This window comes from Pseudomonas sp. FW306-02-D09B (assembly GCF_058782685.1).
Genome location: NZ_JBYSXY010000019.1, coordinates 77,072 through 103,161, shown reverse-complemented (window position 1 = coordinate 103,161; position 26,090 = coordinate 77,072). Strand labels below are relative to the sequence as shown.

The window sequence follows — 26,090 nt, the reverse complement described above, 5'->3', positions numbered from 1 at the left end:
CGCCCCAGCGGGAGCAAGCTCCCTCGCCACAACTGCGGTTGTGCCTGAAACATCGGCTTAAGTGAACAGCATTGCGCCATTGGCGGGCTTGTTGTTCAAGGATTTCAAGCACGCCCAACGGTGGCGTGGAGCTTAATGCCCATCGCACGCATCACTTTAATCACCGTGTCGAAGCGTGGCTTGGCGCCTGGCGCAAATGCTTTGTACAAGCTTGCCCGACCAAGGCCTGAGTCATTCGCAATCTGGGCCATACCGCGCGCTTTGGCGACGTATCCAACCGCACGGATGAACTCGTCAGTGTCGCCCTCGGCCACTTCCAATCGAGGGTCACTTTATGCCTTGGTCCTCCACGTGAAACCCTACATAGATAACCAAGGTGTAGAGCCTGCACCCGTAGCAGCTGCCGAGCTCGCGAGGCTGCGTTCGAGGACAGAGTCCTCGCCAACCCTGCGTACGCGATTTACCTGAAAGAAGGTGTTGCTTGATTTTACGACCGCTTCGCGGCCGAACGCAGCCTCGCGGGCTCGGCAGCTGCTACGACGGGTGTTTAAGCTTGCCTACGCAGTGCTCATCAGAGGCTACAACGTCTTGCGTCACGGCCTACACCTACGCCAGAATCCGCCGGCTTGTGCGCTTTTGGCCTTGCTCTTATTGTTTCCGTGTCACTGCTCATCAGTGATCGGGTCTGCAAGCCCGCCGGAAATAACCAGTCGCACAGCAACACCATAAGCAAAGGACGATTTTTTGTGTCCGCTTTATGGCGGCTTTGCGCGGGAGACCTTAGGGTCTGCCGGGTTCCTGGTTTCCCGGTCTTGCAGACCCGCGCTTAGCTGCCACCCATCATCTGCAAGTGATATTGGCAGCTCCTTTGAAACAATCAGGAGCATCACCATGTTCAAACCAACGCCCAACCCTCCCGAAACCGATCCCGTCTCTCCCTACGCCTCCCTCGATTCAAAAGAGCTCCACGCCGCTGCACACCGTGCGCTCGATCACTACCTGGTGCTGCCCGAAACCAAGGCATTGTTAGCCGACCGACGCCCCGGCTGCATTTTCGTCATTGCCCCCGACGTCGACAGCGAAACCCTGCTGGCCCACGCCTGCGAAACCCTCGCCTCAGTGAATGTCATGGCCAGCGATCTGGCATTCGACCTCGAAGGCCCCAAACGCAATACCGCGCTGGCGATTCAGCAGATGATTTCGCTGGCCGAATTGGTGGTGAATCGCGCCCTGGACCAACTCGATCCACCGGATTCACTGGAGTAGAAAGCAACACCGTGGGGCACTTGTGGCGAGGGGGCTTGTCGGAACGCCGCACCGCCCCGTTCGGCTGCGCAGCAGTCGTCACCCCGGCCAACGGAAACTTCCAGATACACCGCGGACACCGGTTTTAGGGTCGCTTCGCGCCCCAACGGGGGCAAGCCCCCTCGCCACAGGTTCTCGGTCGTGTCTGCGAATAACGAAAACCCGCCGCCTTTTCACAAGGCTGCGGGTTTTGTCGTTTCAGATTGATCTCGGTCAGCTAACCCTCGCCACACACTCTCTACCCTTGCGCCTCCATCAAAGGCCAGGGACGGCTCAATGGGAGCCTCCGGCCGCGCATCCTCAGGGAAGAGTCACTCATGCGATCATTGAAGATCATTTTGTTGTCATCGGCGTTCAACGGTTTGACCCAACGGGCCTGGCTGGACTTGCGCCAGTCGGGTCACGAGCCCAGTGTGGTGCTGTTCACCGACGAAGCCTCGGTGTGCCGGCAGATCGAAGAATCGGCGGCCGATCTGGTGATCTGCCCGTTTCTCAAGGATCGCGTTCCGCAACGGCTCTGGAGCAACCCGGATCGCCCAGTGGTGATCATTCACCCAGGCATCGTCGGCGACCGCGGCGCCAGTGCGCTCGACTGGGCCATCACCCAGCAGGTCAGCCGCTGGGGCGTTACGGCCTTGCAAGCGGCCGAAGAAATGGACGCCGGGCCGATCTGGTCGACCTATGAATTCAATATGCCCGCCGACGTGCGCAAATCCGAGCTGTACAACGGCCCGGTGAGCGACGCCGCGATCTATTGCATCCGTGACGTGGTGGAAAAATTCGCCAGCGACTTCGTCCCGACACCCCTCGATTACACGCAACCGAACGTCATCGGGCGCCTGAAGCCAAACATGAAACAGGCCGACCGAACCTTCAGCTGGCACGATTGCGCGCAGTTCATCAAACGCACCCTCGATGCCGCCGACGGTCAACCCGGAGTGCTGGCGAGCCTGGCCGGCGGGCAGTATTACCTGTACGACGCCCACCTGGATTCACGTACCGGCACGCCGGGGGAAATCCTTGCCGTGCAAGACGATGCCGTACTGGTCGCGACCGGCGATCACAGCCTGTGGATCGGCTCGCTCAAACGCAAGGCTCAGCCAGGAGAAGAAACCTTCAAATTGCCGGCGCGGCATGTGCTGGCCGGGCAACTCGATGCAATACCGGTACTGGACGGATCGATCGCCAACCAACCGTTCAACGAGGTGACCTATCAACCGATTCGTTATCGGGAGTCGGGGCACGTCGGTGAACTGACCTTCGAGTTCTATAACGGCGCCATGAGCACCGAACAGTGCCAGCGGTTGGTTGCAGCGCTGCAGTGGGCCAAGGCTCGGGACACCCAGGTGCTGCTGATCAAGGGCGGTCGTGGAAGCTTTTCCAACGGTGTGCACCTCAATGTCATTCAGGCTGCCAAGGTGCCGGGGCTGGAAGCCTGGGCCAATATTCAGGCGATCGACGATGTCTGCAAGGAAATGTTGACGGCCCGACAACTGGTGGTCAGCGGCCTGACCGGCGGTGCCGGAGCTGGCGGCGTGATGCTGGCGCTGGCCGCCGACATCGTTTTCGCCCGGGCGGGTGTTGTGCTCAATCCGCATTACAAAACCATGGGCCTGTATGGCTCCGAATACTGGACCTACAGCCTGCCCCGCGCAGTGGGCAGCGAAATCGCGCACAAGCTGACCGAAGAATGCCTGCCGGTCAGCGCGTTCCAGGCCTGGCAGTTGGGGATGATTCAGGACATTGGCCCGCGCTGCCCCCGCGAGTTCAGCCAATGGCTGTTGCAACAGGCCAAAGGCGCTTTGACCAATGAAAAGTACGCGGCATTTCGCGCGCGCAAAACCAGCATGGACCTTCAGCAGATAGAACACTGTCGCGAGGTCGAGTTGGCCCAGATGCAACTGGACATGGTGCACAACCGCCAGCAGTTCGCCGAGAAGTGCCGCAACTTCGTGTTCAAGCGCAAAACCTGCCAGACCCCGCAGCGCTTGATCGCGCCGTGGGCATTGGAGCGCGACGTGACGCTGATCGCTTGATAGGCCACGTGATCGTTCCCACGCTCTGCGTGGGAATGCAGCCCGTGACGCTCCGCGTCACTGGACGCGGAGCGTCCCTAGAGGTATTCCCACGCAGAGCGTGGGAACGATCTCGCTAGAGCAGCAACGCCACCAGCGCGCTCCAGCCGGTTTGATGGCTGGCACCCAGGCCGCGGCCGGTTTCGCCGTGGAAATACTCGTGAAATAGCACCAGGTCGCAGCTCAACGGGTCGGCCTGGAGTTGCGCGTAGCCGACCATCGACGGTCGGCTACCGTTCTCATCCCGCAAGAACAGTCGGGTCAGACGCTGACTCAAACTGTCGGCTACCTGGGCAAGCGATGCCAGATAGCCTGAACCGCTGGGGTATTCGACCGAAAAATTTTCGCCGTAGTAGCGATGGAACTCACGCAACGACTCGATCAGCAGGTAGTTGATCGGCATCCACAACGGCCCGCGCCAGTTGGAATTACCGCCGTACAAGCGCGAACCGGATTCCGCCGGTTCATAGTCGGCACACAGTTTGTTGCCATTGATCTGCATGCCAAACGGATGCTCGGCGAAGGCTTTGGACAAGGAGCGAACGCCGAATTCGGAGAGGAACTCGGCCTCATCGAGCATGCGCTTGAGCAGGTTTTTGGTGCGCTCGCCGCGCAACAGCGCGAGCAGGATCCGATTGCCTTTTCCAGGCTCGGTCCAGCGTGAAATCAGACTCGCCAGGTCCGGCCGATGATGCAGGAACCCCAATAAACGCTCACGCAAGCCGGGCAACCCTTCGTGCTCGTGCTGTTCCAGCACCTGCACTGCAAACAGCGGCATCAAGCCAACGATGGAGCGCAGGCGCAGCGGTTCGTTGACGCCATCCGGGCGGTGCAGCACATCGTAGAAAAACTGATCCTGCTCATCCCACAACCCTTCAGCGGCATCGTCCACGCGGTTGATGGCGCCGGCGATATAGAGGAAGTGCTCGAAGAACTTCACCGCGATATCGACGTACACCGGATTGCGCTTGGCCAGTTCCAGGGCAATCCGCATCAAGTCCAGCGCATACGCCGCCACCCATGCCGTGCCGTCGGCCTGATCCAGGTGAAAACCGGGTGGTAACGCGGCCGAACGGTCAAACAGCGCAATGTTGTCCAGCCCGAGAAACCCGCCCTGGAACAGGTTGCGACCTTCGGCATCCTTGCGGTTGACCCACCAGGAAAAATTCAGCAGCAGCTTGTGGAAAATCCGCTCGAGAAAATCCATATCGCCGACGCCGGTCAAGGTCTTGTCACGCTGATACACCCGCCAACTGGCCCAGGCATGCACCGGCGGGTTGGCATCGTCGAAACGCCATTCGTAAGCCGGCAGTTGGCCGTTGGGGTGCATGAAGCGGTCTTTGACCAACAGCAGCAGTTGATGCTTGGCAAAACCCGGATCGATCAACGCGTAAGCAACGGCCTGAAAGCCCAGGTCCCACGAGGCGTACCACGGATATTCCCAGGTATCGGGCATGGAAACGATGTCGGAGTTCGACAAATGCCGCCAATGGGTGTTGCGGATGTTCAGCCGCCCAGGCGGTGGCGAGGGTTGTCCGGGGTCCCCGTCGAGCCAGCGATTGACGTCGAAGTAATACAGTTGCTTGGACCAGAGCAACCCGGCCAGCGCCTGACGCTGAACATTACGTGCGTCCGGGTCCGTCATCTGTGCTTGCAGCACCGCGTAATAGTCATCGGCCTCCAAGCGGCGGCGTTCGAACAGCGCCTTGGCGTTGACCTTGGGCGCGACGGTCGGCGCAAAGCGCAGGTAGATGCATTTGTGCGCCAGCCCGTCCAGTTCGAGAACAAAATGCGCCGCGACCCGAGTACCGGCGTCACGCCGAATCGCCCCCGCCACACCGTCGACCAGATAATCGTTGATGCCATCCTTGAACGGGCCGTTGGCGGGCACACCGTCAAGTTTCGGATGATTGGTATGGTTGTCGCAGAACAGCCACTCACACCCCTCCTCGCCCCAGGCACTGAGTTGCCGGTCCGTGAGCATCGGGTGCTGTGCCAGGACCGAGTCACCGGTCAGCGTCAGGCTAGGCATGTGCCGGTCACCGCCCCAACTCCAGGTGTTGCGCGCCCACACCTGAGGCAAGACTCGCAGGCGCGCCGGCAGATCCGAACGGTTGTGCACGGTGACCCGCATCAACAGATCGTCCGGGCTGTTCTTGGCGTATTCCACCGTTACGTCGAAGTAGCGGTCGTCCTCGAACACCCCGGTATCGAGGATTTCATACTCGGTATCGCAAAGGCCTCGACGAGCGTTCTCGGCCACCAGATCGGCATAGGGAAACGTAGCCTGCGGGTATTTGTAGAGCATGCGCATGTAGGCATGGCTCGGCACCCCATCGACATAAAAATACAGCTCTTTGACGTCCTCGCCGTGATTGCCTTCGGCATTGTTCAGGCCAAACAGACGCTCCTTGAGAATCGGGTCGCGCTCGTTCCAAAGCCCCAATCCGATGCACCAGTGCTGGGCCCGGTCGCAGAACCCGGCCAACCCGTCCTCGCCCCAACGATAGGCCCGGCTACGGGCGTGCTCATGCGGGAAATAGGTCCAGGCATCGCCATCGGCGCTGTAGTCCTCGCGCACGGTGCCCCATTGCCGTTCACTCAAATACGGGCCCCACTCACGCCAGCACTCCGCCTCATCACCAACCAGACGCTGGCCTTCGACGGTGTCGAGAATGTTCGTGGCCGACTGTGCTGTCATGGGAACGTCCGTTGTTGTCCGGGATGGTTTGCAGTGTAGAGCGTGGATTCACCCCGGTGCACGCGGCTTCCTGTTCATTCAACTCGAGTTCAGGCGCACGCTTGCTCTACACTGCGGGGCTCTTCACCTCAGCGACTGCTTATGGACATCGATCTCGCCCGTACCTTTCTGGAAATCGTTCGCTACGGCAGTCTTGCGGCCGCCGCCGATAAGCTGCACGTCACCCAGACCGCGATCACCGCTCGGGTACAGAAGCTCGAAAGCCAGCTCGCCAGCACCTTGTTCGTGCGCAACCGCGCTGGCGCTCGCCTGACCGCAGACGGTGAAGCCTTCGTGGTGTACGCCAATCAGCTGGTACAGACGTGGGAAGCCGCGCGCCGGGATTTGCCGTTGCCGGAAGGCTACCGCAATGTGCTGCACATCGGCGGCGAGGTCAGTTTGTGCAACCCGTTGATGCTCAGTTGGGCCCGCGAACTGCGTGAGAAGATCCCCAGCCACGCCTTGCGCACAGAAATCCGCGACGGCGAAAACCTGCTGCGCCAGCTGGAATTGGGCGTGCTGGATGCCGCGCTGGTGTTTCAACCCGAGTACTGGCCACAGCTGCAAGTGGAGCAACTGCTGGAGGAGAAACTCATCCTGGTGCGCCTGCCGTCCAGACCCGAGCCCTACGTCTATATCGACTGGGGCAAAGAGTTCCGGCGCCAGCACGACGCGGCGCTACCGGACAAGGCCAAAGCCGCGGTGAGTTTCAATCTCGGCCCGCTGGCCCTGCAATACATCCTGCAAAACGGCGGCACTGGTTATTTCCGCACTCGGGTGGTTCAGAGCTACCTCGACAGCGGCGTGCTGGAACGGGTGCCCAAAGCCCCGGAATTCAGTTACCCGACCTATCTGGTGTATTCGCGGGATCGCGACTCGGCGGTGCTGCAACAGGCCTTCGGGTTGTTGCGCGAACTGGTCAAGACCGACAGCGACTGGTCGCAGCGCTGGGATCCGTTGATCTGAGCAACATCCACACCCGTTCGGCGTGAATACCCACTCATTCCCGACATCCATTGGCTGAATAATTTCTCCGCGACTAGTCTTTTGTTAATAACAACGACAACAGGTGATCGCGGTGAGGCAAACCACGCAGGCGTTTCGTGCCCGTTACCGGGCCGATATTCATCGGTTCTACAACCCGTGGCTGCACGGCGGTTTTGTGTTGGCCTTCGGTGTGCTGGGCATCACGCTGTTCTGGAGCACCGTGCACCAGGTGCAACCGCTGGAGTGGCTGGCGGTACCGCTGACGCTGTTGTTTTTCAATTTCGCGGTCTACGTGGTACACCGCCACCTGGGCCATCACAAAAAGGCCTTTGCGCGGTTGTTCTATGCCCGACACGCGGGCGATCACCACAGTTTTTTCGCCCCCGGCTACATGACCTACGATTCTGCGCGCGACTGGCGGGTGATTCTGTTTCCGGCGTGGCTGATTGTGCTGCACAGCCTGGCGATCACCCTGCCCGCCTGGTGGCTGCTCAAACATCTCAATGGCAACATCGCCGGACTGTTCGCAGGCTGCATGATCCTTGGCTATCTGGCCTACGAGGTGTTTCACGCCTGCGAACATCTGCCGCCGGGCAATCCCGTCACCCGCCTGCCGTGGATTCGCCAGATGCGCCGCCTGCACGCACTGCATCACCGTCGCGAGCTGATGCAGGAGCGCAATTTCAATATCGTTTTCCCGCTAATGGACTACCTGTTTGGCACGCTGTATTGGGAGGCTGAACCCGATCATTCGCACCTTCAAACAAGACGAGCGCCCATGACCCGCCTGCAACACCGGATCGACATCGGGCGTGACCCGATCTCGGTGCTTGCTTACGCCAGCACCGCGACGCGTTGGCCTGAGTGGCACCCGTCATCGCTGAAAGTCGACGGCCCGCCAGGACCGCTGCACGCGGGGGCACGTTTTGAAGAGGACATTCATGCGGGTGGACGAGCCGGGCATCTGAGCTGGGAGGTCGAGGAGTATTTGCCGGGGCGACGCTGGAGCGCTCGCGCTCAGGGTGATCATGGTCTGGAGCTGCTGCTGACTTATGAATGCGCCAGCGAGGGTGGCAGCACGCGCTTCGTTCGCACCCTGGAATACCGCTTCAGCGGACGACTGATGCGCCTGGCCAATCGACTGCTGCTCAAGCGGCGTATCGAGCACGAATCGGCAGCCTCGATGCTGGCCTTGCGCGACATGGCGCAACAGACGATCCCGGCCCAGACAGGGGCAATCGCCTGATACGCAACACTCAATGTTGAATCAACGCTTGCAGGCGGGCTGCCAAACAAGGGGGCGACACCGCGCCCCCCACGGTGGTCACGTTCTGACAGAACCGTTCAAACTCCGGGATATTTCGTCTTTGATTGAAAGGCGCTTTGCCTTGAGCTTCCTCAATTCGTCATCTGCCAGAGCCTGGGCTTCTGCCTCCAGGACACGCTTGTCGATATCCGAATATTTGTCCAGCAGCGCGTTCAGGTGAGGATCATTTGCACGCTTTTGCTGAATGACTTCCTTTGAGCAGCTCAGGTCCTGATACAGGTCATGATTAACCGGCATGGAACACCTCCGTTTGTTGATCGGTGGCGAACGCCATTGCGTGCGCTCGCCAGTTATCAGAATGGCCTCGCTCGGTGGTCGCTGTCGACTATCAATCAGACCAGCGGCGACCGTTGGTCGGACGTGTCGCTATCGTCACCGCACTGTGTCGGCGCCCTCACCCACCAGAATAGTCTCGTGCCCGCCGTTGTGTTGAGCACCGTGTGTCGGCAACCGGAATATCAGTCGGTGCCGTACATCGGCGACCGCGGCCCGTACAGCAAGCCCGCCGGGTGTCCCGCTGACAGCAGTCGTGCGCTGGTGATACCGGCAATCGGGTGACCAGCGTCGGTGGAGCTGTTGATGACCTGCTTGACCGCTGCGGTGATCAGCGCACCCAGTAAACCGCCTCCGCTGTTGTTGTTACCCTCTTCGCTCGATGCGCTGGCCGAGCCGGTCCACAAGGTCGTGCCCGTCTTGAGGTCCACCAGTTTCGCACTGGCGGTAACCACAGTTGCACTGGAGATCACCATGTAGCGAGTGCCGTAGTCAGTCACGGTAATGTAGAGCGCGGCATCGGCACCGAAGATTTCTTGCAGCTTGTTGGCCGGCGCCTGGTGGATGTCCGCTGGCGTGGTCAGGCCGTTCTGGTGGAACGTCTCGTCGACCAGCGCGATCGGCAGCACGTAGTAACCGGCTTCAGCCAGCGGGTATGTAACCTGCGAGAGCATGCTGTAGGACGCCTTGACGTCCGGAGAGTTGTTCAGCGGCGGCAGCACCAGAATGGTTTTTGGACGGCTTTGCTTGTAAGCCGAGTAGTCTACGGTCTTGGGGCTGACGCAACCGCCGAGGACGGCCAGGGCCAGCAAACCTGCCATCAGTTTCAATGAGCGCGCGATCATTGGGCATCTCCGGTCTTGGCGTTTTTAAGCAGAAAGTTCATGTACGGCGTCGACTCGGGAAACAGGGTCTTCTCGGTTCTGAACTGCTGCACCATCTGATCGTCCTTGCCCAGGCTCAGGTACAACAGCCCCAGGTGGGCGTGGTAGCCAGGCGGCGGTGTCTTGCCGGTGGACTTGATCTTTTGCAGATCGCGCTCCAGCGCTTCGGCCTGGGCTTCCTTGGGCTCTTCGCCTTTGAAATACTCATAAACCTGTGGCTGGTAGCCTTCCCACTGGTAAAGGGTTTTCGGACTGTTGCATCCGGCCAGCAGGCCACTCACCAGCAACATCGACGCCATCGGCGCCCACGACATATAACGCTTGAACATGCTTGTACCGCTCCTTGTCATCGACCTTGATCAGTTGCCCGGTTTCCATGCACCTGAATTCATGCCGTCCACCAGGCGGTTGATCGCCTCGCGCATGGCCAGGTCGAGCACCTTGCCGTTGAGGGTCGAATCGTAGGCAGCAGTACCGCCGAAGCCGATGACTTCACGGTTGGACAAGGCGTATTCACCTGCGCCCTGGGTCGAATAAACGACTTCGGAGGTGCTGATATTGACGATATTCAAGTTGACCTTGGCGTATGCCACCTGGGTCTTGCCACGGCCAAGAATGCCGAACAGCTGGTGATCGCCGGTCTCTTTGCGACCGAACTCGGTAACGTCGCCGGTCACCACGAAATCAGCACCCTTGAGGCGCTGGGACTGCCCCTTGATCGCCGCTTCCTGCTGGATCTCACCCATGTTGTCGCGGTCCAGCACGCTGAAGCGGTTGGTCTGCTGCAAGTGAGTGATCAAGATGGTCTTGGCCTGACCGCCGAGGCGATCCACACCATCGGAGAAGATCCCGCGCATGTAGCTCGAACGGTTGTCGAACTTGCCGACAGCCATCGGCACTCGGACACCGACAAAGGCCTGACTGGCGCTTTCGACTTTGGCTACCGGCAATGCGCGAGAGCTTTCGGTCGCACACCCGGCCATCGCGCCTAATACGGCAATCGCTGCCCCTGATACCACCATTCGAGAGATCATTCTCACTGTGCACTCCTTCTGAAAAACGGTTTATCCCGGCATGACAGCGACCCGCCACTGCGGATTGTGGTGGCGAAAAAGCGATGGGGATTCGAATCGATAAGCGACGTGCAGGACGTCAGCGGGCGGCATTATGCCAAAGTGCCACCACTGATGACAGTATTTATATTTTCTGGCGCCAGCTTTTTGAATGATCATGGCGACTAATGAAAATCCCGGCTGTGCACGCTGATGCCGTTGAGCAGCGGGCTCAAGTCGCTCAAGCGTCCGGCGATCAGGTGCCGGACTTCGCCGACCTTTTCCCAGCGGCCGTCGATCTTGAGCAGTTGCGAGCCGATCAGGGCTTTGCGTTGACGCTCGGCGAGGTCGCGCCAGACCACGACGTTGATGTTGCCAAACTCGTCTTCAAGGGTCACGAAGGTCACGCCACTGGCCGTGCCCGGGCGTTGGCGGCCGGTGACCAGGCCGGCGACGCTGACGTTGCGCCCATGTTCGACCTCCAGCAATTCCCGTGAGCTGCGGCAACGTCGGGCACGCAACTCATCGCGCAACAACGCCAGCGGATGCGGGCCGAGTGTGGTGCCGACGCTGCTGTAGTCGGCTTGCAGGTCTTCGCTCACGGTCGGTTTGGGCAACACCACGCAAGGCTCTTCCTGGCTCGGCAACCCGGCGAACAACCCCAGCTGTTTCTGCACCCCCGCCACTTCCCAGCGCGCGCGATGGCGATCACCGGCCAGCCGACGCAACGCTCCGGCGTCGGCCAGTTGTTCTTGCGCGCGAGCATCGAGTCGGGCGCGCTCGCCCAGGTCGGCGATGTCGATGAACTCACCCTGCAAACGCGCGGCTTCGATGCGGCGCGCATCGTCCTCGCGAAAGCCCTTGATCATCCGCAATCCCAGGCGAATCGCCGGTTGCTCACCGTCAGTCGGCTCCAGGCTGCAATCCCAATTGCTGGCGGCTACGTCCACCGGCCGGATCTGCAACTGATGCCGGCGCGCATCCTGGAGAATCTGGTCCGGGCTGTAGAAACCCATCGGCCAGCTGTTGATCAGCGCACAGGCGAACGCCGCCGGCTCATGGCATTTCAACCAGCAGCTGGCGTAGGTCAGCAAGGCAAAACTGGCGGCGTGGGACTCGGGAAAACCGTAGCTGCCAAAGCCCTTGATCTGCTCGAAGATCTGCGCGGCGAACTCCTCCGAGTAGCCGTTTTTCAGCATGCCTTCGCGAAGACGCTTCTGGTGCGGCTCAAGGCCACCGTGGCGCTTCCAGGCCGCCATGGAGCGGCGTAACTGATCGGCCTCGCCGGGGCTGTAGTCGGCGGCCACAATCGCGATCTGCATGACCTGCTCCTGAAACAACGGCACGCCGAGAGTGCGTTTGAGCACGGCCTCCAGCTGTACCGAGGGATAGGTTTCAGGCTCTTCCTTGTTACGTCGCCTCAGGTACGGGTGCACCATCCCGCCCTGGATCGGGCCCGGACGGACGATGGCCACTTCGATCACCAGGTCATAGAAATTCTCGGGTTTGAGCCGGGGCAACATCGACATCTGCGCCCGGGACTCGATCTGGAACACCCCGATGGTGTCGGCGCGACTGATCATCTCGTAGGTTTTCGGGTCCTCGGACGGTATCGTTGCCAGGCTCAGGTCTCGCCCGCGGTGGTAGCGCAGCAAGTCGAAACAGCGGCGAATGGCACTGAGCATGCCGAGGGCAAGAATGTCGACCTTGAGCAGGCCAACCATGTCCAGGTCGTCCTTGTCCCACTGGATGATCGTGCGCTCGGCCATGGCCGCGTTCTCCACCGGCACCAGGCTGTCCAGCGGCTGTTCGGAAATCACGAAACCGCCCGGATGCTGGGACAGGTGCCGGGGGAAGCCGATCAACTGCCGGGTCAGGCTCAGCACCTGGCGCAGCACCGGGCTGTCCGGGTCGAAGCCGCCTTCGCGCAAACGCTCCAGCGGTGGTACATCATCGCTCCAATGGCCGCAGCAATCGGCCAGCGCGTTGACCTGATCCGGCGGTAAACCAAGGGCCTTGGCCACGTCGCGGATCGCACCGGCACCGTGGTAAGTGCTGACCACCGCCGTCAGCGCGGCCCGCGTCCTGCCGTAACGCTGGAACACGTACTGCAAGACTTCTTCGCGGCGCTCGTGCTCGAAATCGACGTCGATGTCCGGTGGCTCGTTGCGCTCTTTGGAGAGGAACCGCTCGAACAGCATGCTCGTCCGGCTCGGGTCGATTTCAGTGATTCCCAGCGCGTAACACACCGCCGAGTTGGCGGCCGAACCGCGCCCCTGACACAGAATGCGCTGGCTGCGGGCGAAGCTGACGATGTCTTCGACGGTGAGGAAGTAACTCTCGTAACCGAGCTCGGCGATCAGCTTCAGTTCCTTTTCGATCAGCGCCATGACCGTGCTGTCCGGCCCTTCAGGCCAACGTCTGCTCAGGCCCTGTTCGGTCAACCGACGTAGCCAGGAAGTCGGGGTCTGCCCTTCAGGCACCAGCTCACGCGGGTATTGGTAGCGCAACTGGCCGAGGTCGAAAGTACAACGTCGGGCAATAATCAGCGTTTCTTCAAGCAGCGACGCTGGGTACAGTTCACGCAACGCCTCAAGGCTGCGCAAGTGCCGTTCGCCATTGGGATGCAAGCGCTGCCCGGCGTCGGCGACCCGCACATGCAGACGAATCGCCGTCATGGTGTCCTGCAATGCACGCCGGCCACGGGCATGCATGTGCACATCGCCGCTGGCCACCACCGGAATCTGCAAGCGGGCAGCCAGGGCCTGCCAATCAGCCAGACGCCGGGCGTCGTTCTGCCCGCAATGCAGCTCGACCGCCAGCCACAGCCGCTCGCCGAAAATACCTTTCAGCCAGGCGCCGTGTTCCAGTGCGTCAACGGCATCTGGCACCCACAACGCCAACAGTCCGGGCAATGGCCCGTTGAAGTCTTCGCGCAACACCCGGTACTGGCCCTTTTCCGTACGCCGTCGGGCATGGGTGATCAGCCGGCACAGGGCCTGATAACCCTCAAGGTTTTCCACCAGCAACACCAGCTTGGGGCCGTTCTCGATGCGCATTTCACTGCCGATGATCAACGGCAATTCCAGCGCCTTGGCCGCTTGCCAGGCGCGGACGATACCGGCCAGGGTGCACTCGTCGGTGATCGCCAGCGCCTGGTAACCCTGACGTTTGGCCCGCTCGAACAGTTCAAGGGCACTCGATGCACCGCGCTGGAAACTGAAGTTCGACAGGCAGTGCAGTTCGGCGTAGCCGGCGCTCATGCGAACCAGCCTTGCAGCCACAGCGGCCCGGCCTCGCCCACCGTACGATAGGCCCAGGCCTTGGAGCCTGTGCGGGTTTCGATCAGGTAGTAATCGCGGCGCACGTCGGCGCCATCCCACCAGCCGGACTCGATGCGTTCCGGCCCCATGAGGATGCGCGCCGTGCCTTCGTGCACGGGTAACGGTTCGGTCAGCAACCAGCCGGGACGCTGTACATCAGGCCGCGCCGGGCAGGCCTGAGGCTGTGCATTCGGCAGCCAGGCACACTCCGGCCGATGATCGGACTGAAAACCCAGGCCCTGCACCGCCTCATCCCCGAGCCGCGCACGCAAGCGCTCGCGCAGTTGCTCCCAGGGCAAGGACTGTTGCGGGCGTTCGTCGAACAGCTCCCGGCGCTGCGGGACGAAGCTCGGCAAGTCCTGCGCCGACAGCCGAAAACCGCGCACCGGCGCCTCGACCTGCACCTGTTCCAGCCGACCGCGCGCGAGTTCGAAGAGCATCGCTGGGTCGCGCTCGGCGCTCAGCAGGCCGACCTTGATCAGCGTGTCCGGCAACCCGGCGTGTTCCAGATGCAGGTCAAAGCGCTGCACGCCGCTGTCCCGGCCACAGAGGAACGCCGAGAGATCACCGGTCAGCCGGCGCAAGGGGAACAGCAATGCCTGATGGGATTGCACATCGAAATTCAGCTCGATCCGCACATCGAAACGGTCCGGCGGCAGATAAAACCCCAGGGCCAGCGGCCGTTCGCCCAACAAGGTATCGAGGTGCTTGAGCACTTGCGCCTCGAAGCGTCGGGCCAGGGTTTGACGCGGCAGCGCCTGAACCTGGCCCAAGGTGCGCAAGCCCATGCGCGACAGTGCGGTGGCGACCGTTTGCTCAAGCCCGATCCGCTCGACCGGCATCTGCCCGAGCAATTGCCGTAACGCGTCATTGTCCGGCACCGCCAGACCGTCGTAGGCATTGGCCAGGACCCGTGCGGCCAGCGGGTTGGGCGCCGCGACCAGTCGATGGCGAAAACCCAGCGCCGTGAGTTCTGCGCGCAACCGCGCCTCGAACTGCGGCCAAGGCCCGAACAGCCCCAGGCTCGACTCGATTTCAAACAGTACCGCACGCGGGTAATGCACGCTGACCTGGGAGCTGAAGCGGTAGGCCCAGGCGGCGAGAAACTGCTGCCAATGCTCGATTTCGGCCACGTCATAGTCGGCGCTGACAAAGGCCTTGCTCAAGGCCTGGGCGGCGGTCATCGACTGGCCTGGACGCAGCCCCAATGCTCGCGCCGGCGCATTGACCGCTTGCAACACCCGACGCTGCGCCGGACCGCTCAGCAACACCAGCGGTTCGTCAGGATCGCTGCGCTGACGCAACACCGCGTCCAGCGCCAGTTGCGGGAAAAGGATACAGACCCAGCGCATGCCAACCTCACTGCCCGGTGGCGAAGGCAATCGGTGCCGAACGGGCCAGCCCGCCACGGCACTTGAGCACCCTTAACTGCGCAGGCCTTGAATCGATGGCGATGCGCAGGGCTGCCGGCGAAGGATTGATGGCGTCCTTGATCGAGCGATAGGCAAACGCCAGGGTCTGCCCGGTTTCCGCCGCCACCTGCAAACGGCGCAAGGCGCGGTCATCCGCCTGTTGCGGCCAGCACAGCACCGCTCCGCAACTGCCTGAGCGCAGGCATTGTTCCGCCGCCCACAGTGCCTCGCGGTCACTGGCCTGGATGATCGACAATTGCCGCAGATCCACCCCGGCGTTCTGCCAGGCTTGGGGATACGGCACATACGGCGGCGCTACCAGCACCACCCGCTCACCGGCGGTCGTCAGTCGGGCCAAGGTTGGCCATACCAGCTGCAACTCGCCCACGCCCTGCCCGGCGACAAGGATTTCGCTCAGTGCCGCTTCCGGCCAGCCGCCGCTGGGCAACGCCGCGTCCAGTGCCGCATGCCCGGTCGGTTGCGGGCTGATGCTCGGCGGCGCGGGCCGGCCTTTCCAGACCTGGCCGCCATTGAACAGCGTATCCAGCGCAACGACGGCGCCCATCACCCTTGCCTCACCAGACCGCAGAACACCCCTTCAATCGCCAGGTCCTGATCGGCGGCGACCACAATGGGGCTGTAATCCGGGTTGCGCGGCAGCAACCGCACGCTGTCCCCTGCCCGCTCAAAGCGCTTGATGGTGACTTCGCCCTCAAGCCGCGCAACGACGATCTGGCCGTTCCGCACCTCGGCACTGCGGCGCACGCCCACCAGATCACCGTCGAGAATGCCGTCGCCGATCATCGAGTCGCCCTGAACCCGCAGCAGGTAGTCCGGTGTGCGCGAGAACATTGCCGGATCCAGCCACAAGCGGCTGTGCACCTCGGCATCGACTCCCATCGGCACACCGGCGGCCACCCGCCCGAGTACCGGGATGTCCAGCAACTCGGGGCGACGCGGCTGATTGAGCAAGCGAATACCGCGGGCCTGATGCGGATTGACCTCGATAAAACCGGCTTCGGTCAGTGCCACCACATGCTTGCGCGCCACGCTGCGTGAGGCAAAACCGAACGCCTCGCTGATTTCAGCGAGGCTCGGTGACTGGCCTTGTTGCGCGATACGGTCGCGGATGAAGGTCAGGATGGCGGTACGGCGGGGAGTCAAAGTCGTCATGGAGTACATTTGTACTCCTATCGGGTTTTCCTGACAATAACCGCCAGTCGTAACGCTTAGCCCAAGCCGCGCTGGCGCAGAAAAACCGAAATGAAATCGATGAAAGCCGCCACCTTGGCAGTGGCGCGACGGTGACTGGGGTACACCGCCAGGATGTGCGAACCGAACGCGTCCGGATCAATCTCGTAGTCGGCCATCAACCGCACCAGCCGGCCATCTGCCAGATACGGCGCGGCACTCCACAGCGGTGCGTGCAGCAGCCCGCGTCCCGCCAGCGCACTGGCCAGCAGCAAGTCATAATTGTCGCTCTTCAGGCGCGGCCGCGACGGCTGGGGCAAGCTGAGCCGTTGACCGTCGCGCTCGACCCACCAGAATTCACGGCTCAGGGCCGCATGGCGATAAAGCAGCCAGTGATGCTGATCGAGGGTCTGCGGCGTCACCGGAACCGGGTTGCGCGCCAGGTAATCCGGGCTGGCACACAGGGCCAGGCGATTCTCACCGACGACTCGGGCGATCTGTCCGGGCAGGTCGTCATGACCTTCACGCAACGCCAGGTCGTAGCCGCTTTCGAGCAGATCGACGAACTCATCGCACAGGTCGATGTGCAAACTGATTTGCGGGTACTCATCGAGAAAGCCTGCGCACGCCTCGTCGAGAAAGGCCCGACCAAAGGCCAGCGGCGCAGTGATTTTCAGTGTGCCCTGCAAACCATGCTGCACCTGCAGGATCTCTTCGCTGACCTCTTGCAGGCGTTGCAACACCTGACGCGCGGTCTCCAGATAAAGCCTCCCGACCTCGGTCAATAAAGTGCGCCGCGTGCTGCGCTCGAACAAGCGCGCACCCAGTTCAGCTTCCAGATGACTGACCGCTTTGGTCAGCGCCGACGGGGTTTTGCCCAGTTGCTGCGCGGCACGGCTGAAGCTGCCGTGCTCTGCGGTCGCAACAAACATTTTCAAGGCACTGAGCGTGTCCATGGTTTTTCCATTCAGGCAAAAGGGTTTTGCTGGTTTCAGGTGTTCTGCCCAGCGTGCCAAGCCACTAGTCTCGCTGCCAGACGAATAAAAACAAGGCATCCCGCATGAATAGAGTTATCCCGACACTCCTGAGCTGCGCCGTGGCTTTTGCCTCGATGGAAGCCATGGCCGCCGCCGATTTGGTATTGATCAACGGCAAGATCTTCACTGCCGACCACGCCCAACCCAAGGTCCAGGCCCTGGCAGTGGAGGACGGCAAAGTGTTGCAGGTCGGCAGCGACGCGCAGATCAAGGCATTGATCGAGCCCTCGACCCGGGTCATCGATCTGGCGGGTAAAACCCTGATGCCCGGCCTGATCGACAGCCATTCACACGCGATCTTCGGCGGCCTCGAACTGGCCTCGGCCAACATGGAAGATGAACAGGTCAGTCTCGATGAGCTGGAAAAACGTCTGCGCGTCTGGCGTGAAGACGGCAAGGCAAAACACGGCGATGTGTTGAGCGTGGCCGGCATGAGTTCAGCCTATTGGGCGCAAGCCGAGGCCTTTGCCCAGCGTTTCAACCAGGGTGAATGGGCGCAGGTGCCGATCGTATTCATCGGCAGCGATCACCACACCGCCTGGGCCAACAACGTGATGCTCACGCGGGCCGGGATCAATGCCGCGCTGATCAACACCCTGCCCGCCGCCGAGCGCGGCACCATCGGCCGCCTGGCGAATGGCGCGCCCAACGGTTTTCTGGTGGATGCGGGTTGGGACCGGGTCGCTTCGGTCATGCCCAAAGCGAGTCCGGCAGACCTGTTGCGTGCAGCCCAGGCCGCGTTGCAGTCCAACAACAGTTTGGGCATCACCGCCTGGATGGACCCGGCCGCCAACGCCGCGCCGGGGGAACCGGTGTTCGCCCTCAAGCCCACGGAAAAAACCGTCGGCGTTCTGCCGGTGTACAAGGCGCTGTCTGAAACCGGGGCAATGAGCGCGCACGTCGCCGCGCTGCTGGTGGCCAACCCGCGAAGCCGCCCGGCCGACCTGGAAACGCTGGACACGGTGCGCAAGCAGTTCCAGGACATCCCGAACCTGAGCCTGCCCGGCATCAAGATCTTCGCCGATGGCGTGCTTGAGTTTCCAGCGCAGAGCGCGGCGCTGATCGATCCCTACAACAACTCGCACAAACAGGGCGAGCTGCTGATCGATCCGGCGCATTTCGGTGAGCTGGTCAGTGCCGCCGACCAACGCGGCTGGCTGGTGCACATTCACGCCATTGGCGACCGTGCAGTGCGTGAGTCGTTGAACGGCATCGAACAAGCACGCAAAGATCGGCGCAGTGGCGTGACCCACTCCATCACCCACCTGCAACTGGTCAACCCCAAGGAGTTCGCCCGCTTCAAGCCACTCAATGTGATCGCTTCGATGCAGCTGCTCTGGGCCTCGGCTGACGAGTACACCCTGGACATGATCAAGCCGTACGTCAGCGCGCTCGCCTTCCGCTATCAGTACCCGGCGCACTCGTTGCTCAAGCAAGGCGCAACGATTGCCGGTGCGAGTGACTGGCCGGTGTCATCGCCGAACCCGTTCAATGCGATGGCCCAGGCCATCACCCGTGTGGGGCCCAAAGGCGTGTTGAACGCCGCCGAGGGCATCGACCGCGAGAGCATGTTCTACGCCTACACCGTCAACGCCGCCCGCACCATTGGCCTGGAACAGCGGATCGGTTCGCTTGAGCCCGGCAAGCAGGCGGACTTCATTATCGTCGACCGCGATGTGTTCAAGGTCGACGAAAAAGCCCTGCACGACACTCGGGTGCTGAGCACCTGGTTCGCCGGCCGCGAAGTCTATGCCTCCGTTGCACAGTGACATATTGCCAGCGATGACATCCGTAAGACCCGCCATCGCCGGCAAGAGCTGGGCGCCCCCCCAATCCGTAGGAGCAAGGCTTGCCCGCGATAGCGCCCGCAAGACCGCCATCGCCGGCAAGCCGTGCTCCTACGGGATCTGCGTTAGTCTTCAGCCGATGCTCAGTGCACGCAAATCCAGCTGACCGTCCTTGAGCGGCGGGCACCAGTAGTAACCACCGGTGATCGGCCGGCTCATGCGGTACAGACCGTCAACGATACCGTCTTCCAGGCCACTCATGCGGCGCAGTTGAGCTTCGAAGGCATTGAAGGAATGGCCGAAGGCCAGGAACATCAGGCCGGCACGATCGCCTTCGATCCAAGGCATCGAGCGACGCACGATGAAGGCTTCAGGGGTGAAGCTTTCCTGGGCGGTGCGTTTGACGTGAGCGGAGATCGGCGCGTCGTCGAGCTCTTCGTTGTCGCTCTTGCGGCGGCCAATGATGTTGTCCTGTTCATGGGACGGCATCGCATTAAAACCGTTCAGATCATGCTGCCACTGCTGGATCGCGGCGAAGCTGCCACCCACCAGACCGTCCTCACCCTCAGCCACCAGCGCTGCGGCAACGGCGGCTTCGTCGTGGGGGTTTTCGGTGCCGTCTTCATAGCCCGTCAGGTCGTGGCCACTCATGTGACGGAAGGCTTCGTTCATCTGCACCAGGCGCAATGCTGGAGCCAGCGCGACTTCCAGCGCACGGCTGCGGTTAAGCAACTCGCCGCGATCCTCACCGTGCAGCCAGCACCACAGCGCGTGCTGGGTCGAAGGGTTATCGACGCCAACGCCGATCATCGCCGGAAACGGTCGCAGCCCCGCTACTTTCGCGTCCAGTGCATTGACCAGCGACTTGCCAAAACCGACCACCGCCGACTTGCCGTCCACCAGTTTCATCAGGTTGTCGAGCGCAGTCGGCAGAGCTTCGGCGGATTCGAGAGCGAAAAACAAATGACGCGCCTGAGGCGGAACGGGGGTGGCAAGGATGCCCGGCTGGTAGTAACTCATGAGAACTCCTCTGGAAAGGCATGAAGTTTACCCGGCACGCGGCAGTTTGTGTGTGTGTTGAAAGGTGCAAGAGCGGTGCAGACACGAAACTGTGCTGATGTCGCTCAAATCCTCCGTAGCAGTTGCCGAAGCAATCTGATAAAACGATTCAGCAATGCTAATCATGGTGCACATCCCATGCCGAGCCAAAAGCGGCATCAGAATGATGTGTAGCCATCGCCGTCATTCCAGAAAAAGACACGGCTGACAGGTCTTGACCTCGCGGCAGTGTCTGGCGATAAAAACCTTATCCGCATCACCCAATCCAGACGGGGTAGCGACATGAGCACAGAAAACATCCTTGGCAACCTGTTCCCGACCGCCCGCGACATCCCGGAGCAATACCGTCTCGACGAGCAGACCGAGCAACGTGAATACCTCGTCGATGGCGTCCTGAAAATCTGGAACGGCCCTCTGGCAATCGTCCGCAGCCCGGTCTACCTGACCGGCGAAAATGGTGATGAGCAAGTCATTCTCGGCAGCACGCCACTGCTCGACGCCGACACCGCATTAACCGCCCTCGACGCTGCTGTCCGTGCCTATGACCGTGGTCAGGGCAACTGGCCAACGATGCGGGTGGCCGAGCGGATTCAACATGTCGAAGCATTCCTCGCCCGCATGCGCGAACAGCGTGAAGCGGTGGTCAAGTTGCTGATGTGGGAGATCGGCAAGAACCTCAAGGACTCGGAAAAAGAGTTCGACCGCACCTGCGACTACATCGTCGACACCATCAACGCCCTCAAGGAACTCGACCGTCGCTCCAGCCGATTTGAACTGGAACAGGACACGCTCGGCCAGATCCGTCGCGTGCCGCTTGGCGTCGCCTTGTGCATGGGACCTTACAACTACCCGCTGAACGAGACCTTCACCACGCTGATTCCGGCGCTGATCATGGGCAACACCGTGGTGTTCAAACCGGCCAAGCTCGGCGTCCTGCTGATTCGCCCGTTGCTGAAAGCGTTCCGCGACAGCTTCCCGGCCGGGGTGATCAACGTGATCTACGGCAGCGGCCGCGAGACCGTCAGCGCGCTGATGGCCAGCGGCAAGATCGACATCTTTGCCTTCATCGGCACCAACAAGGCCGCCAGTGACCTGAAGAAACTGCACCCGAAACCGCACCGCTTGCGCGCAGCGTTAGGGCTGGACGCGAAAAACCCCGGCATCGTGCTGCCCGAGGTGGATCTGGACAATGCGGTCAACGAAGCCGTCACCGGTTCGCTGTCGTTCAATGGTCAGCGCTGCACTGCGCTGAAAATCCTCTTCGTTCACGAGCAAGTGGTCGACCGTTTCATCGAGAAATTCAACCACAAGCTGGCCTCGCTCAAACCCGGCATGCCGTGGGAAAGCGGTGTGTCTCTGACGCCGCTGCCAGAGTCAGGCAAGGTCGATTACCTGCATGGGCTGATGGACGATGCCGTGAGAAAAGGCGCCAACGTGGTGAACGAAAATGGCGGCCAGGCACGCGGTTCGTTCTTCTATCCGGCGGTGCTGTTCCCGGTGACCACCGACATGCGCGTCTATCATGAAGAGCAGTTCGGCCCGGTGGTGCCTATCGTGCCTTATCGTGACCTGGACACGGTGATCGACTACGTCCTTGAGTCAGACTTCGGACAGCAATTGAGCCTGTTCGGCACCAATCCTGCCGAGGTTGGGCGGCTGGTGGATATCTTTGCCAATCAGGTCGGGCGGATCAACATCAACGCCCAGTGCCAGCGCGGTCCGGACACCTTCCCGTTCAACGGGCGCAAGAATTCGGCCGAAGGAACGCTGTCGGTGCACGACGCGTTGCGGACTTTCTCGATCCGCACGCTGGTGGCGACCAAGTTCCAGGAGAGCAACAAGGAACTGATCAGCGACATCATCCGCGGACGGGAGTCGAGTTTCCTCACCACCGACTATATTTTCTAGAATGCACACCGAGGACACACTGCGAACCCGATGACAGCCTTTCGATCATCTCGATTGCCGCCGTTGCTGCGCCGGTTGCTGCGTCCGCTTCTGGACCCGTACCGGCGCTATCGCAACGCCAAACTGATCCACGCCGTTCGGGTGTCGCTGGGGCTGTTGGCGACGATTCTGCTGACCACCGGGATCCATCTGCCCCACGGTGAATGGGCGTCGGTAACCATGTTGGTGGTGATCGGTGGTTTGCAGCACCACGGCAATATCGGCAAAAAAGCTGCCGAGCGCGCGTATGGCACTCTGATCGGTGCTGGCGTGGGTTTGCTGCTGGTGGCGCAGCAGGCGTGGCTCGGCATGCCGTGGCTGACTTACTTCGGTATGTCGGTGGTCTGCGGGTTCTTCTCCTACCACGCAATTGGCAAGGGTGGTTACACCGCGCTGTTGTCGGCCATCACTGTATTCATCGTCGCCGGACACGGCGATAACCCGGTGACCGACGGACTCTGGCGCACAGTCGATATCCTCATCGGTATTATCCTGGCACTGGCCTTTTCCTTCGCACTGCCGCTGTACGCGGTCTACTCCTGGCGCTACAAACTCGCCAGTGCCTTGCGCGACTGCGCGAGCATTTACAGCCGGATCATCAGTGGCCAATCGGTCACCGATGACCACTACCTCAAGATGCTCAACCGTCTCAACGGGATGATGGTGCAACTGCGCTCGTTGATGCCGTCGGTGTCCAAGGAAGTGCGAATGTCCATGACCGAACTCGACGCCCTCCAGCGCAATTTGCGGATGTGCATCAGCACTCTGGAAATCCTCGCCAACACCCGTCCCGAAGCCAGCGACGAACAGGCCATGGCACAAATGCAACTGGCACTGAAAACCGAGCACCGGCAGGTTCGCGTGTTAATGATTGGCATGGCCCGGGCGCTGCAATCCGGTACGACACAACGCCTGGAGCGCGCGACCGATGAAACCGCACCGCAGACCGCCATGGGCACCCCGGTCTACAGCGCGCTGGACGGTTACCGATTACTGACCCGGCAGCTGACTGCCAACCTGAATGACATGCGCCAGCGCTTGGTGAAGACTGCGCCGCGCTGGAAAATCTGAGCGCTGGTCACTGCGTCGCGACTTTACGGACGCCGTTGCCCCACCCCTGTTGCATACCGGCAGCGGCCAGCAGAATCGCGACCACACCGATCCACTGCAACAGTTCGAGGTGATGGCCGAAGGCGAACCAGTCGACGAAAATCGCCGCAATCGGGTAGATAAACGACAGTGCACCGGTCAGTGCTGTCGGCAGTTTCTGTATCGCGCCGTAGAGCAGCACATACATCACACCGGTGTGCACGATGCCCAATGTCAGCAAACTGGCCCAGGCGCTGGGTTGTTGCGGCAACGCGGAAAAATTCGCCCAGGGTGCAAGCAACAGCACGCCGGTGCAGACCTGAATCAGCGCGATCAAATGCGGCGGTGTGCCGGTCAGGCGTTTGATGATCAGCGCGGCAAAGGCATAAAGCAGCGCGGCGCCCAAGGCCAGTGCAATCCCCAGCAAGTATTCACCGCCCCCCGCGCCCTGCTCGCCATGGGCACTGACGATTGCCAGCATCCCGAGAAATGAAACCCCGAGCCAGAACAGCTTTTGCGCGGTGATCTTCTCGCCGAGAAACAACGCAGCCAGACCGACCAGCATGAACGGTTGCACGTTATAGACCGCAGTGCCGATGGCAATCGACGCTCGTGAGTAGGAGGCAAACAACAGCACCCAGTTACCGACAATCGCGACGCCGCTGAGCACCGCCAACAGGAACGTGGTGCGGGTCAGAATGCCCGGGTGCAGAAAGCCGAACACTGCACAAATCAGCAGCAAGGTCGCAGCACCGAACACGCAGCGCCAGAACACCACGTCCAGCACAGACTGGCCGGAAACCAGCACGAACCATCCGATGGTCCCGGAAATAAGCATAGCGGCGGTCATTTCCAACGAACCACGACGCAGTGTTTTATCCATGATCAGGCTCCTCGATATGAGCCCAAAGTATGCCAATCCAGCGCCGTGCCACTCCAGCGTCAAATGCAGGCTAAACTGCCAGTTCACCTTTTTTATCAAGGCAGATTCCAGTATTTGCCTAATCGGGGGCTGTATGACTGACGACATTGACCAACTGCTGATCGCCGCCCTCATGGAAGACTCCCGACGCTCGCTCAAGGCCCTGGCACAGATCAGCGGCCTGTCATCACCCAGCGTCGCCGAGCGCCTGCGCAGACTCGAAGAGCGTGGCGTGCTCAAGGGCTACACCGTCGACATCGATCCCAAATGCTTCGGTTATCAACTGCAGGCCATCGTGCGTATTCGCCCGTTGCCCGGCCAGTTGCAGAATGTCGAACGGCAGATCCAGGCCATTCCCGAGTTCACCGAATGCGACAAGGTCACCGGCGATGACTGCTTCATCGCGCGCCTGCACGTGCGTTCGATGGAACAGCTGGACACCCTGCTCGACCGCCTCAACAGCTATGCCGAAACCAATACTGCAATCGTCAAGAAGACCCCGGTGAAACGGCGGTTGCCGCCGATGGCGTGAGTGCTGTTTTGTTTCGAACCGCGTAGATTGAGGACTTTCCGGCGAAGGATTGGCGGTATGAAAGCTCAGGCAATGTTATTGGCAGCACTGATGCTCGCGGGGTGCGGCACCATCCAGACAGTGGTGCGCCACGACGATGCGGCCATAAAGAGCCTCAAGGAACAGAAAAGCTACTGCGGCGCCGTCCCTCGAATCTACAGCGGCGTGACCTACGATTTCTGCACGCTGTATGCTCCCCTACGCTCAGGCGTCGACGCGCAGAAATACGACAACGCCACGATTATCGTCTTGATAGACGCCGTTATTTCCGGTGCTCTCGACACTGTGTTGCTGCCCTACACCATTTACCGACAACAGGCCGATGGCAGCATCATCGTCACCGAGTGAGCCCAGCTCGAATACCAGACAACAAAAAACCCGCCGTAGCGGGTTTTTTGCTCAAGGCTGGCGATCAGTCATCGCGGCCCATGATGCCGAACAGCTGCAACAAGCTGACGAACAGGTTGTAGATCGATACATACAGGCTGATGGTCGCCATGATGTAGTTACGCTCGCCGCCATGAATGATGGCGCTGGTCTGGAACAGAATGCAGACCGAAGAAAACAGCACGAAACCTGCGCTGATCGCCAGTTGCAGACCGCTGATCTTGAAGAACATGCCCGCCAGCGTCGCGCCCAGCAGGACGAAGAAACCAGCGGTGATGAAACCACCGAGGAAGCTCATGTCCTTGCGGGTGATAAGCACATAGGCCGACAAACCACCGAATACCAGTGCGGTCATCGCGAAAGCCGAGCTGACCACTTCAGCGCCGCCTTGCATGCCCAGGTAACGGTTGAGAATCGGGCCCAGCAGGAACCCCATGAAACCGGTCAGGGCAAACGCCGACACCAGGCCCCAGGCCGAGTCACGAAGCTTGTTGGTCAGAAAGAAAAGCCCGTAGAAGCCGATCAGCACCACAAACACGTTCGGGTAGCCGACGCGCATCTGCTGAGCGACGAACGCCATCACACCGCTGAATGCGAGCGTAAGGGCGAGTAAGCCGTAAGTGTTGCGCAGGACGCGGCTAACCTCTAGCTGCTCAGCCTGCACGCTGTTATTAACTGCGTAATCCTGTTCGCGCATGGCGACACTCCTGTTGGTTTGAAAC

General features: G+C 61.1%; 22 protein-coding genes and 1 pseudogene. 9 read left to right on the top strand and 14 right to left on the bottom strand.

What is annotated here, in order from left to right; genetic code table 11:
• Positions 1-104 precede the first annotated feature (104 nt).
• A pseudogene (locus AC3WK5_RS25425) lies at positions 105-314 on the bottom strand (addiction module antidote protein); the annotation flags it as partial.
• Positions 315-891: 577 nt separating this feature from the next.
• On the opposite strand from AC3WK5_RS25425, the gene AC3WK5_RS25420 reads away from it, so the two are divergent.
• Positions 892-1,266, top strand: coding sequence for a DUF6124 family protein (locus AC3WK5_RS25420; protein WP_103317903.1), 375 nt, complete (start codon positions 892-894; stop codon positions 1,264-1,266).
• 356 nt (positions 1,267-1,622) lie between these two features.
• A complete protein-coding gene (locus tag AC3WK5_RS25415) occupies positions 1,623-3,341 on the top strand; it encodes a hydrogenase maturation protein (RefSeq protein ID WP_103317906.1) in 1,719 nt (572 codons plus the stop codon).
• Positions 3,342-3,456: 115 nt separating this feature from the next.
• Here the strand turns inward: AC3WK5_RS25415 and AC3WK5_RS25410 are convergent, their stop codons facing one another.
• Positions 3,457-6,081: an MGH1-like glycoside hydrolase domain-containing protein gene (locus AC3WK5_RS25410; RefSeq protein ID WP_103317908.1), complete on the bottom strand. Its 2,625-nt coding sequence runs from the start codon at positions 6,079-6,081 to the stop codon at positions 3,457-3,459.
• 141 nt (positions 6,082-6,222) lie between these two features.
• Here AC3WK5_RS25410 and AC3WK5_RS25405 point away from each other — a divergent pair, with 141 nt between their 5' ends.
• Both AC3WK5_RS25405 and AC3WK5_RS25400 read left to right on the top strand, forming a co-directional pair.
• Positions 6,223-7,086 (top strand): LysR family transcriptional regulator, encoded by an 864-nt coding sequence (locus AC3WK5_RS25405; protein ID WP_103317910.1) that lies wholly within the window; start codon positions 6,223-6,225, stop codon positions 7,084-7,086.
• 112 nt (positions 7,087-7,198) lie between these two features.
• The gene (locus AC3WK5_RS25400; RefSeq protein ID WP_103318053.1) at positions 7,199-8,353 is read left to right on the top strand and encodes a sterol desaturase/SRPBCC family protein; all 1,155 of its coding nucleotides are present in this window, start codon (positions 7,199-7,201) and stop codon (positions 8,351-8,353) included.
• 78 nt (positions 8,354-8,431) lie between these two features.
• Here the strand turns inward: AC3WK5_RS25400 and AC3WK5_RS25395 are convergent, their stop codons facing one another.
• From AC3WK5_RS25395 to AC3WK5_RS25355, 9 genes are all read right to left on the bottom strand, one after another.
• The gene (locus tag AC3WK5_RS25395) at positions 8,432-8,671 is read right to left on the bottom strand and encodes an HP1242/YdcH family protein (protein ID WP_054596992.1); all 240 of its coding nucleotides are present in this window, start codon (positions 8,669-8,671) and stop codon (positions 8,432-8,434) included.
• A 221-nt stretch (positions 8,672-8,892) separates the two neighbouring features.
• Positions 8,893-9,552 carry a DUF799 domain-containing protein gene (locus AC3WK5_RS25390; RefSeq protein ID WP_054596991.1) on the bottom strand — a complete coding sequence of 220 codons (660 nt, stop codon included), beginning with the start codon at positions 9,550-9,552 and terminating at the stop codon, positions 8,893-8,895.
• Complete coding sequence (locus AC3WK5_RS25385; protein ID WP_371917649.1) at positions 9,549-9,905, bottom strand: DUF4810 domain-containing protein; 357 nt, start codon at positions 9,903-9,905, stop codon at positions 9,549-9,551. Before AC3WK5_RS25385 ends, AC3WK5_RS25390 begins: the two co-directional genes overlap by 4 nt.
• A 45-nt stretch (positions 9,906-9,950) precedes the next feature.
• Positions 9,951-10,625 carry a CsgG/HfaB family protein gene (locus AC3WK5_RS25380; protein WP_162491272.1) on the bottom strand — a complete coding sequence of 225 codons (675 nt, stop codon included), beginning with the start codon at positions 10,623-10,625 and terminating at the stop codon, positions 9,951-9,953.
• 203 nt (positions 10,626-10,828) lie between these two features.
• Complete coding sequence (locus AC3WK5_RS25375) at positions 10,829-13,927, bottom strand: error-prone DNA polymerase (RefSeq protein ID WP_218275922.1); 3,099 nt, start codon at positions 13,925-13,927, stop codon at positions 10,829-10,831.
• Positions 13,903-15,318: a Y-family DNA polymerase gene (locus AC3WK5_RS25370; RefSeq protein WP_103317915.1), complete on the bottom strand. Its 1,416-nt coding sequence runs from the start codon at positions 15,316-15,318 to the stop codon at positions 13,903-13,905. The genes AC3WK5_RS25375 and AC3WK5_RS25370 overlap by 25 nt, the downstream gene beginning before the upstream one ends.
• Positions 15,319-15,325: 7 nt before the next feature.
• Positions 15,326-15,943, bottom strand: coding sequence for a translesion DNA synthesis-associated protein ImuA (gene imuA / locus AC3WK5_RS25365; protein ID WP_054596986.1), 618 nt, complete (start codon positions 15,941-15,943; stop codon positions 15,326-15,328).
• Positions 15,943-16,560, bottom strand: a complete 618-nt coding sequence (gene lexA / locus AC3WK5_RS25360; RefSeq protein WP_054596985.1) for a transcriptional repressor LexA — start codon at positions 16,558-16,560, stop codon at positions 15,943-15,945. Before lexA ends, imuA begins: the two co-directional genes overlap by 1 nt.
• A gap of 47 nt (positions 16,561-16,607) precedes the next feature.
• Complete coding sequence (locus AC3WK5_RS25355; protein ID WP_103317917.1) at positions 16,608-17,525, bottom strand: LysR family transcriptional regulator; 918 nt, start codon at positions 17,523-17,525, stop codon at positions 16,608-16,610.
• 104 nt (positions 17,526-17,629) lie between these two features.
• Between AC3WK5_RS25355 and AC3WK5_RS25350 the strand changes: the two genes are divergently transcribed.
• Complete coding sequence (locus tag AC3WK5_RS25350) at positions 17,630-19,375, top strand: amidohydrolase (protein ID WP_103317920.1); 1,746 nt, start codon at positions 17,630-17,632, stop codon at positions 19,373-19,375.
• Between the two features lie 150 nt (positions 19,376-19,525).
• Here the strand turns inward: AC3WK5_RS25350 and AC3WK5_RS25345 are convergent, their stop codons facing one another.
• Positions 19,526-20,413 carry a Dyp-type peroxidase gene (locus AC3WK5_RS25345; RefSeq protein WP_103317923.1) on the bottom strand — a complete coding sequence of 296 codons (888 nt, stop codon included), beginning with the start codon at positions 20,411-20,413 and terminating at the stop codon, positions 19,526-19,528.
• Positions 20,414-20,734: 321 nt separating this feature from the next.
• On the opposite strand from AC3WK5_RS25345, the gene AC3WK5_RS25340 reads away from it, so the two are divergent.
• Together AC3WK5_RS25340 and AC3WK5_RS25335 are read left to right on the top strand one after the other, a co-directional pair.
• Positions 20,735-22,360 (top strand): NADP-dependent glyceraldehyde-3-phosphate dehydrogenase, encoded by a 1,626-nt coding sequence (locus AC3WK5_RS25340; protein WP_103317925.1) that lies wholly within the window; start codon positions 20,735-20,737, stop codon positions 22,358-22,360.
• A 30-nt stretch (positions 22,361-22,390) separates the two neighbouring features.
• Positions 22,391-23,470, top strand: coding sequence for an FUSC family protein (locus AC3WK5_RS25335; RefSeq protein WP_177474858.1), 1,080 nt, complete (start codon positions 22,391-22,393; stop codon positions 23,468-23,470).
• Between the two features lie 7 nt (positions 23,471-23,477).
• On the opposite strand, the gene AC3WK5_RS25330 is transcribed toward AC3WK5_RS25335, so the two are convergent.
• Positions 23,478-24,371, bottom strand: coding sequence for a DMT family transporter (locus AC3WK5_RS25330; protein ID WP_103317928.1), 894 nt, complete (start codon positions 24,369-24,371; stop codon positions 23,478-23,480).
• A 133-nt stretch (positions 24,372-24,504) separates the two neighbouring features.
• On the opposite strand from AC3WK5_RS25330, the gene AC3WK5_RS25325 reads away from it, so the two are divergent.
• Both AC3WK5_RS25325 and AC3WK5_RS25320 read left to right on the top strand, forming a co-directional pair.
• Positions 24,505-24,942: an Lrp/AsnC family transcriptional regulator gene (locus AC3WK5_RS25325; protein ID WP_019690796.1), complete on the top strand. Its 438-nt coding sequence runs from the start codon at positions 24,505-24,507 to the stop codon at positions 24,940-24,942.
• 57 nt (positions 24,943-24,999) lie between these two features.
• Entirely contained in the window at positions 25,000-25,329 is a 330-nt protein-coding gene (locus AC3WK5_RS25320; RefSeq protein ID WP_103317930.1) for a YceK/YidQ family lipoprotein, read from the top strand.
• A 64-nt stretch (positions 25,330-25,393) separates the two neighbouring features.
• Here AC3WK5_RS25320 and AC3WK5_RS25315 read toward each other — a convergent pair whose 3' ends face one another.
• Positions 25,394-26,065: a Bax inhibitor-1/YccA family protein gene (locus AC3WK5_RS25315; RefSeq protein ID WP_054596977.1), complete on the bottom strand. Its 672-nt coding sequence runs from the start codon at positions 26,063-26,065 to the stop codon at positions 25,394-25,396.
• Positions 26,066-26,090 lie beyond the last annotated feature (25 nt).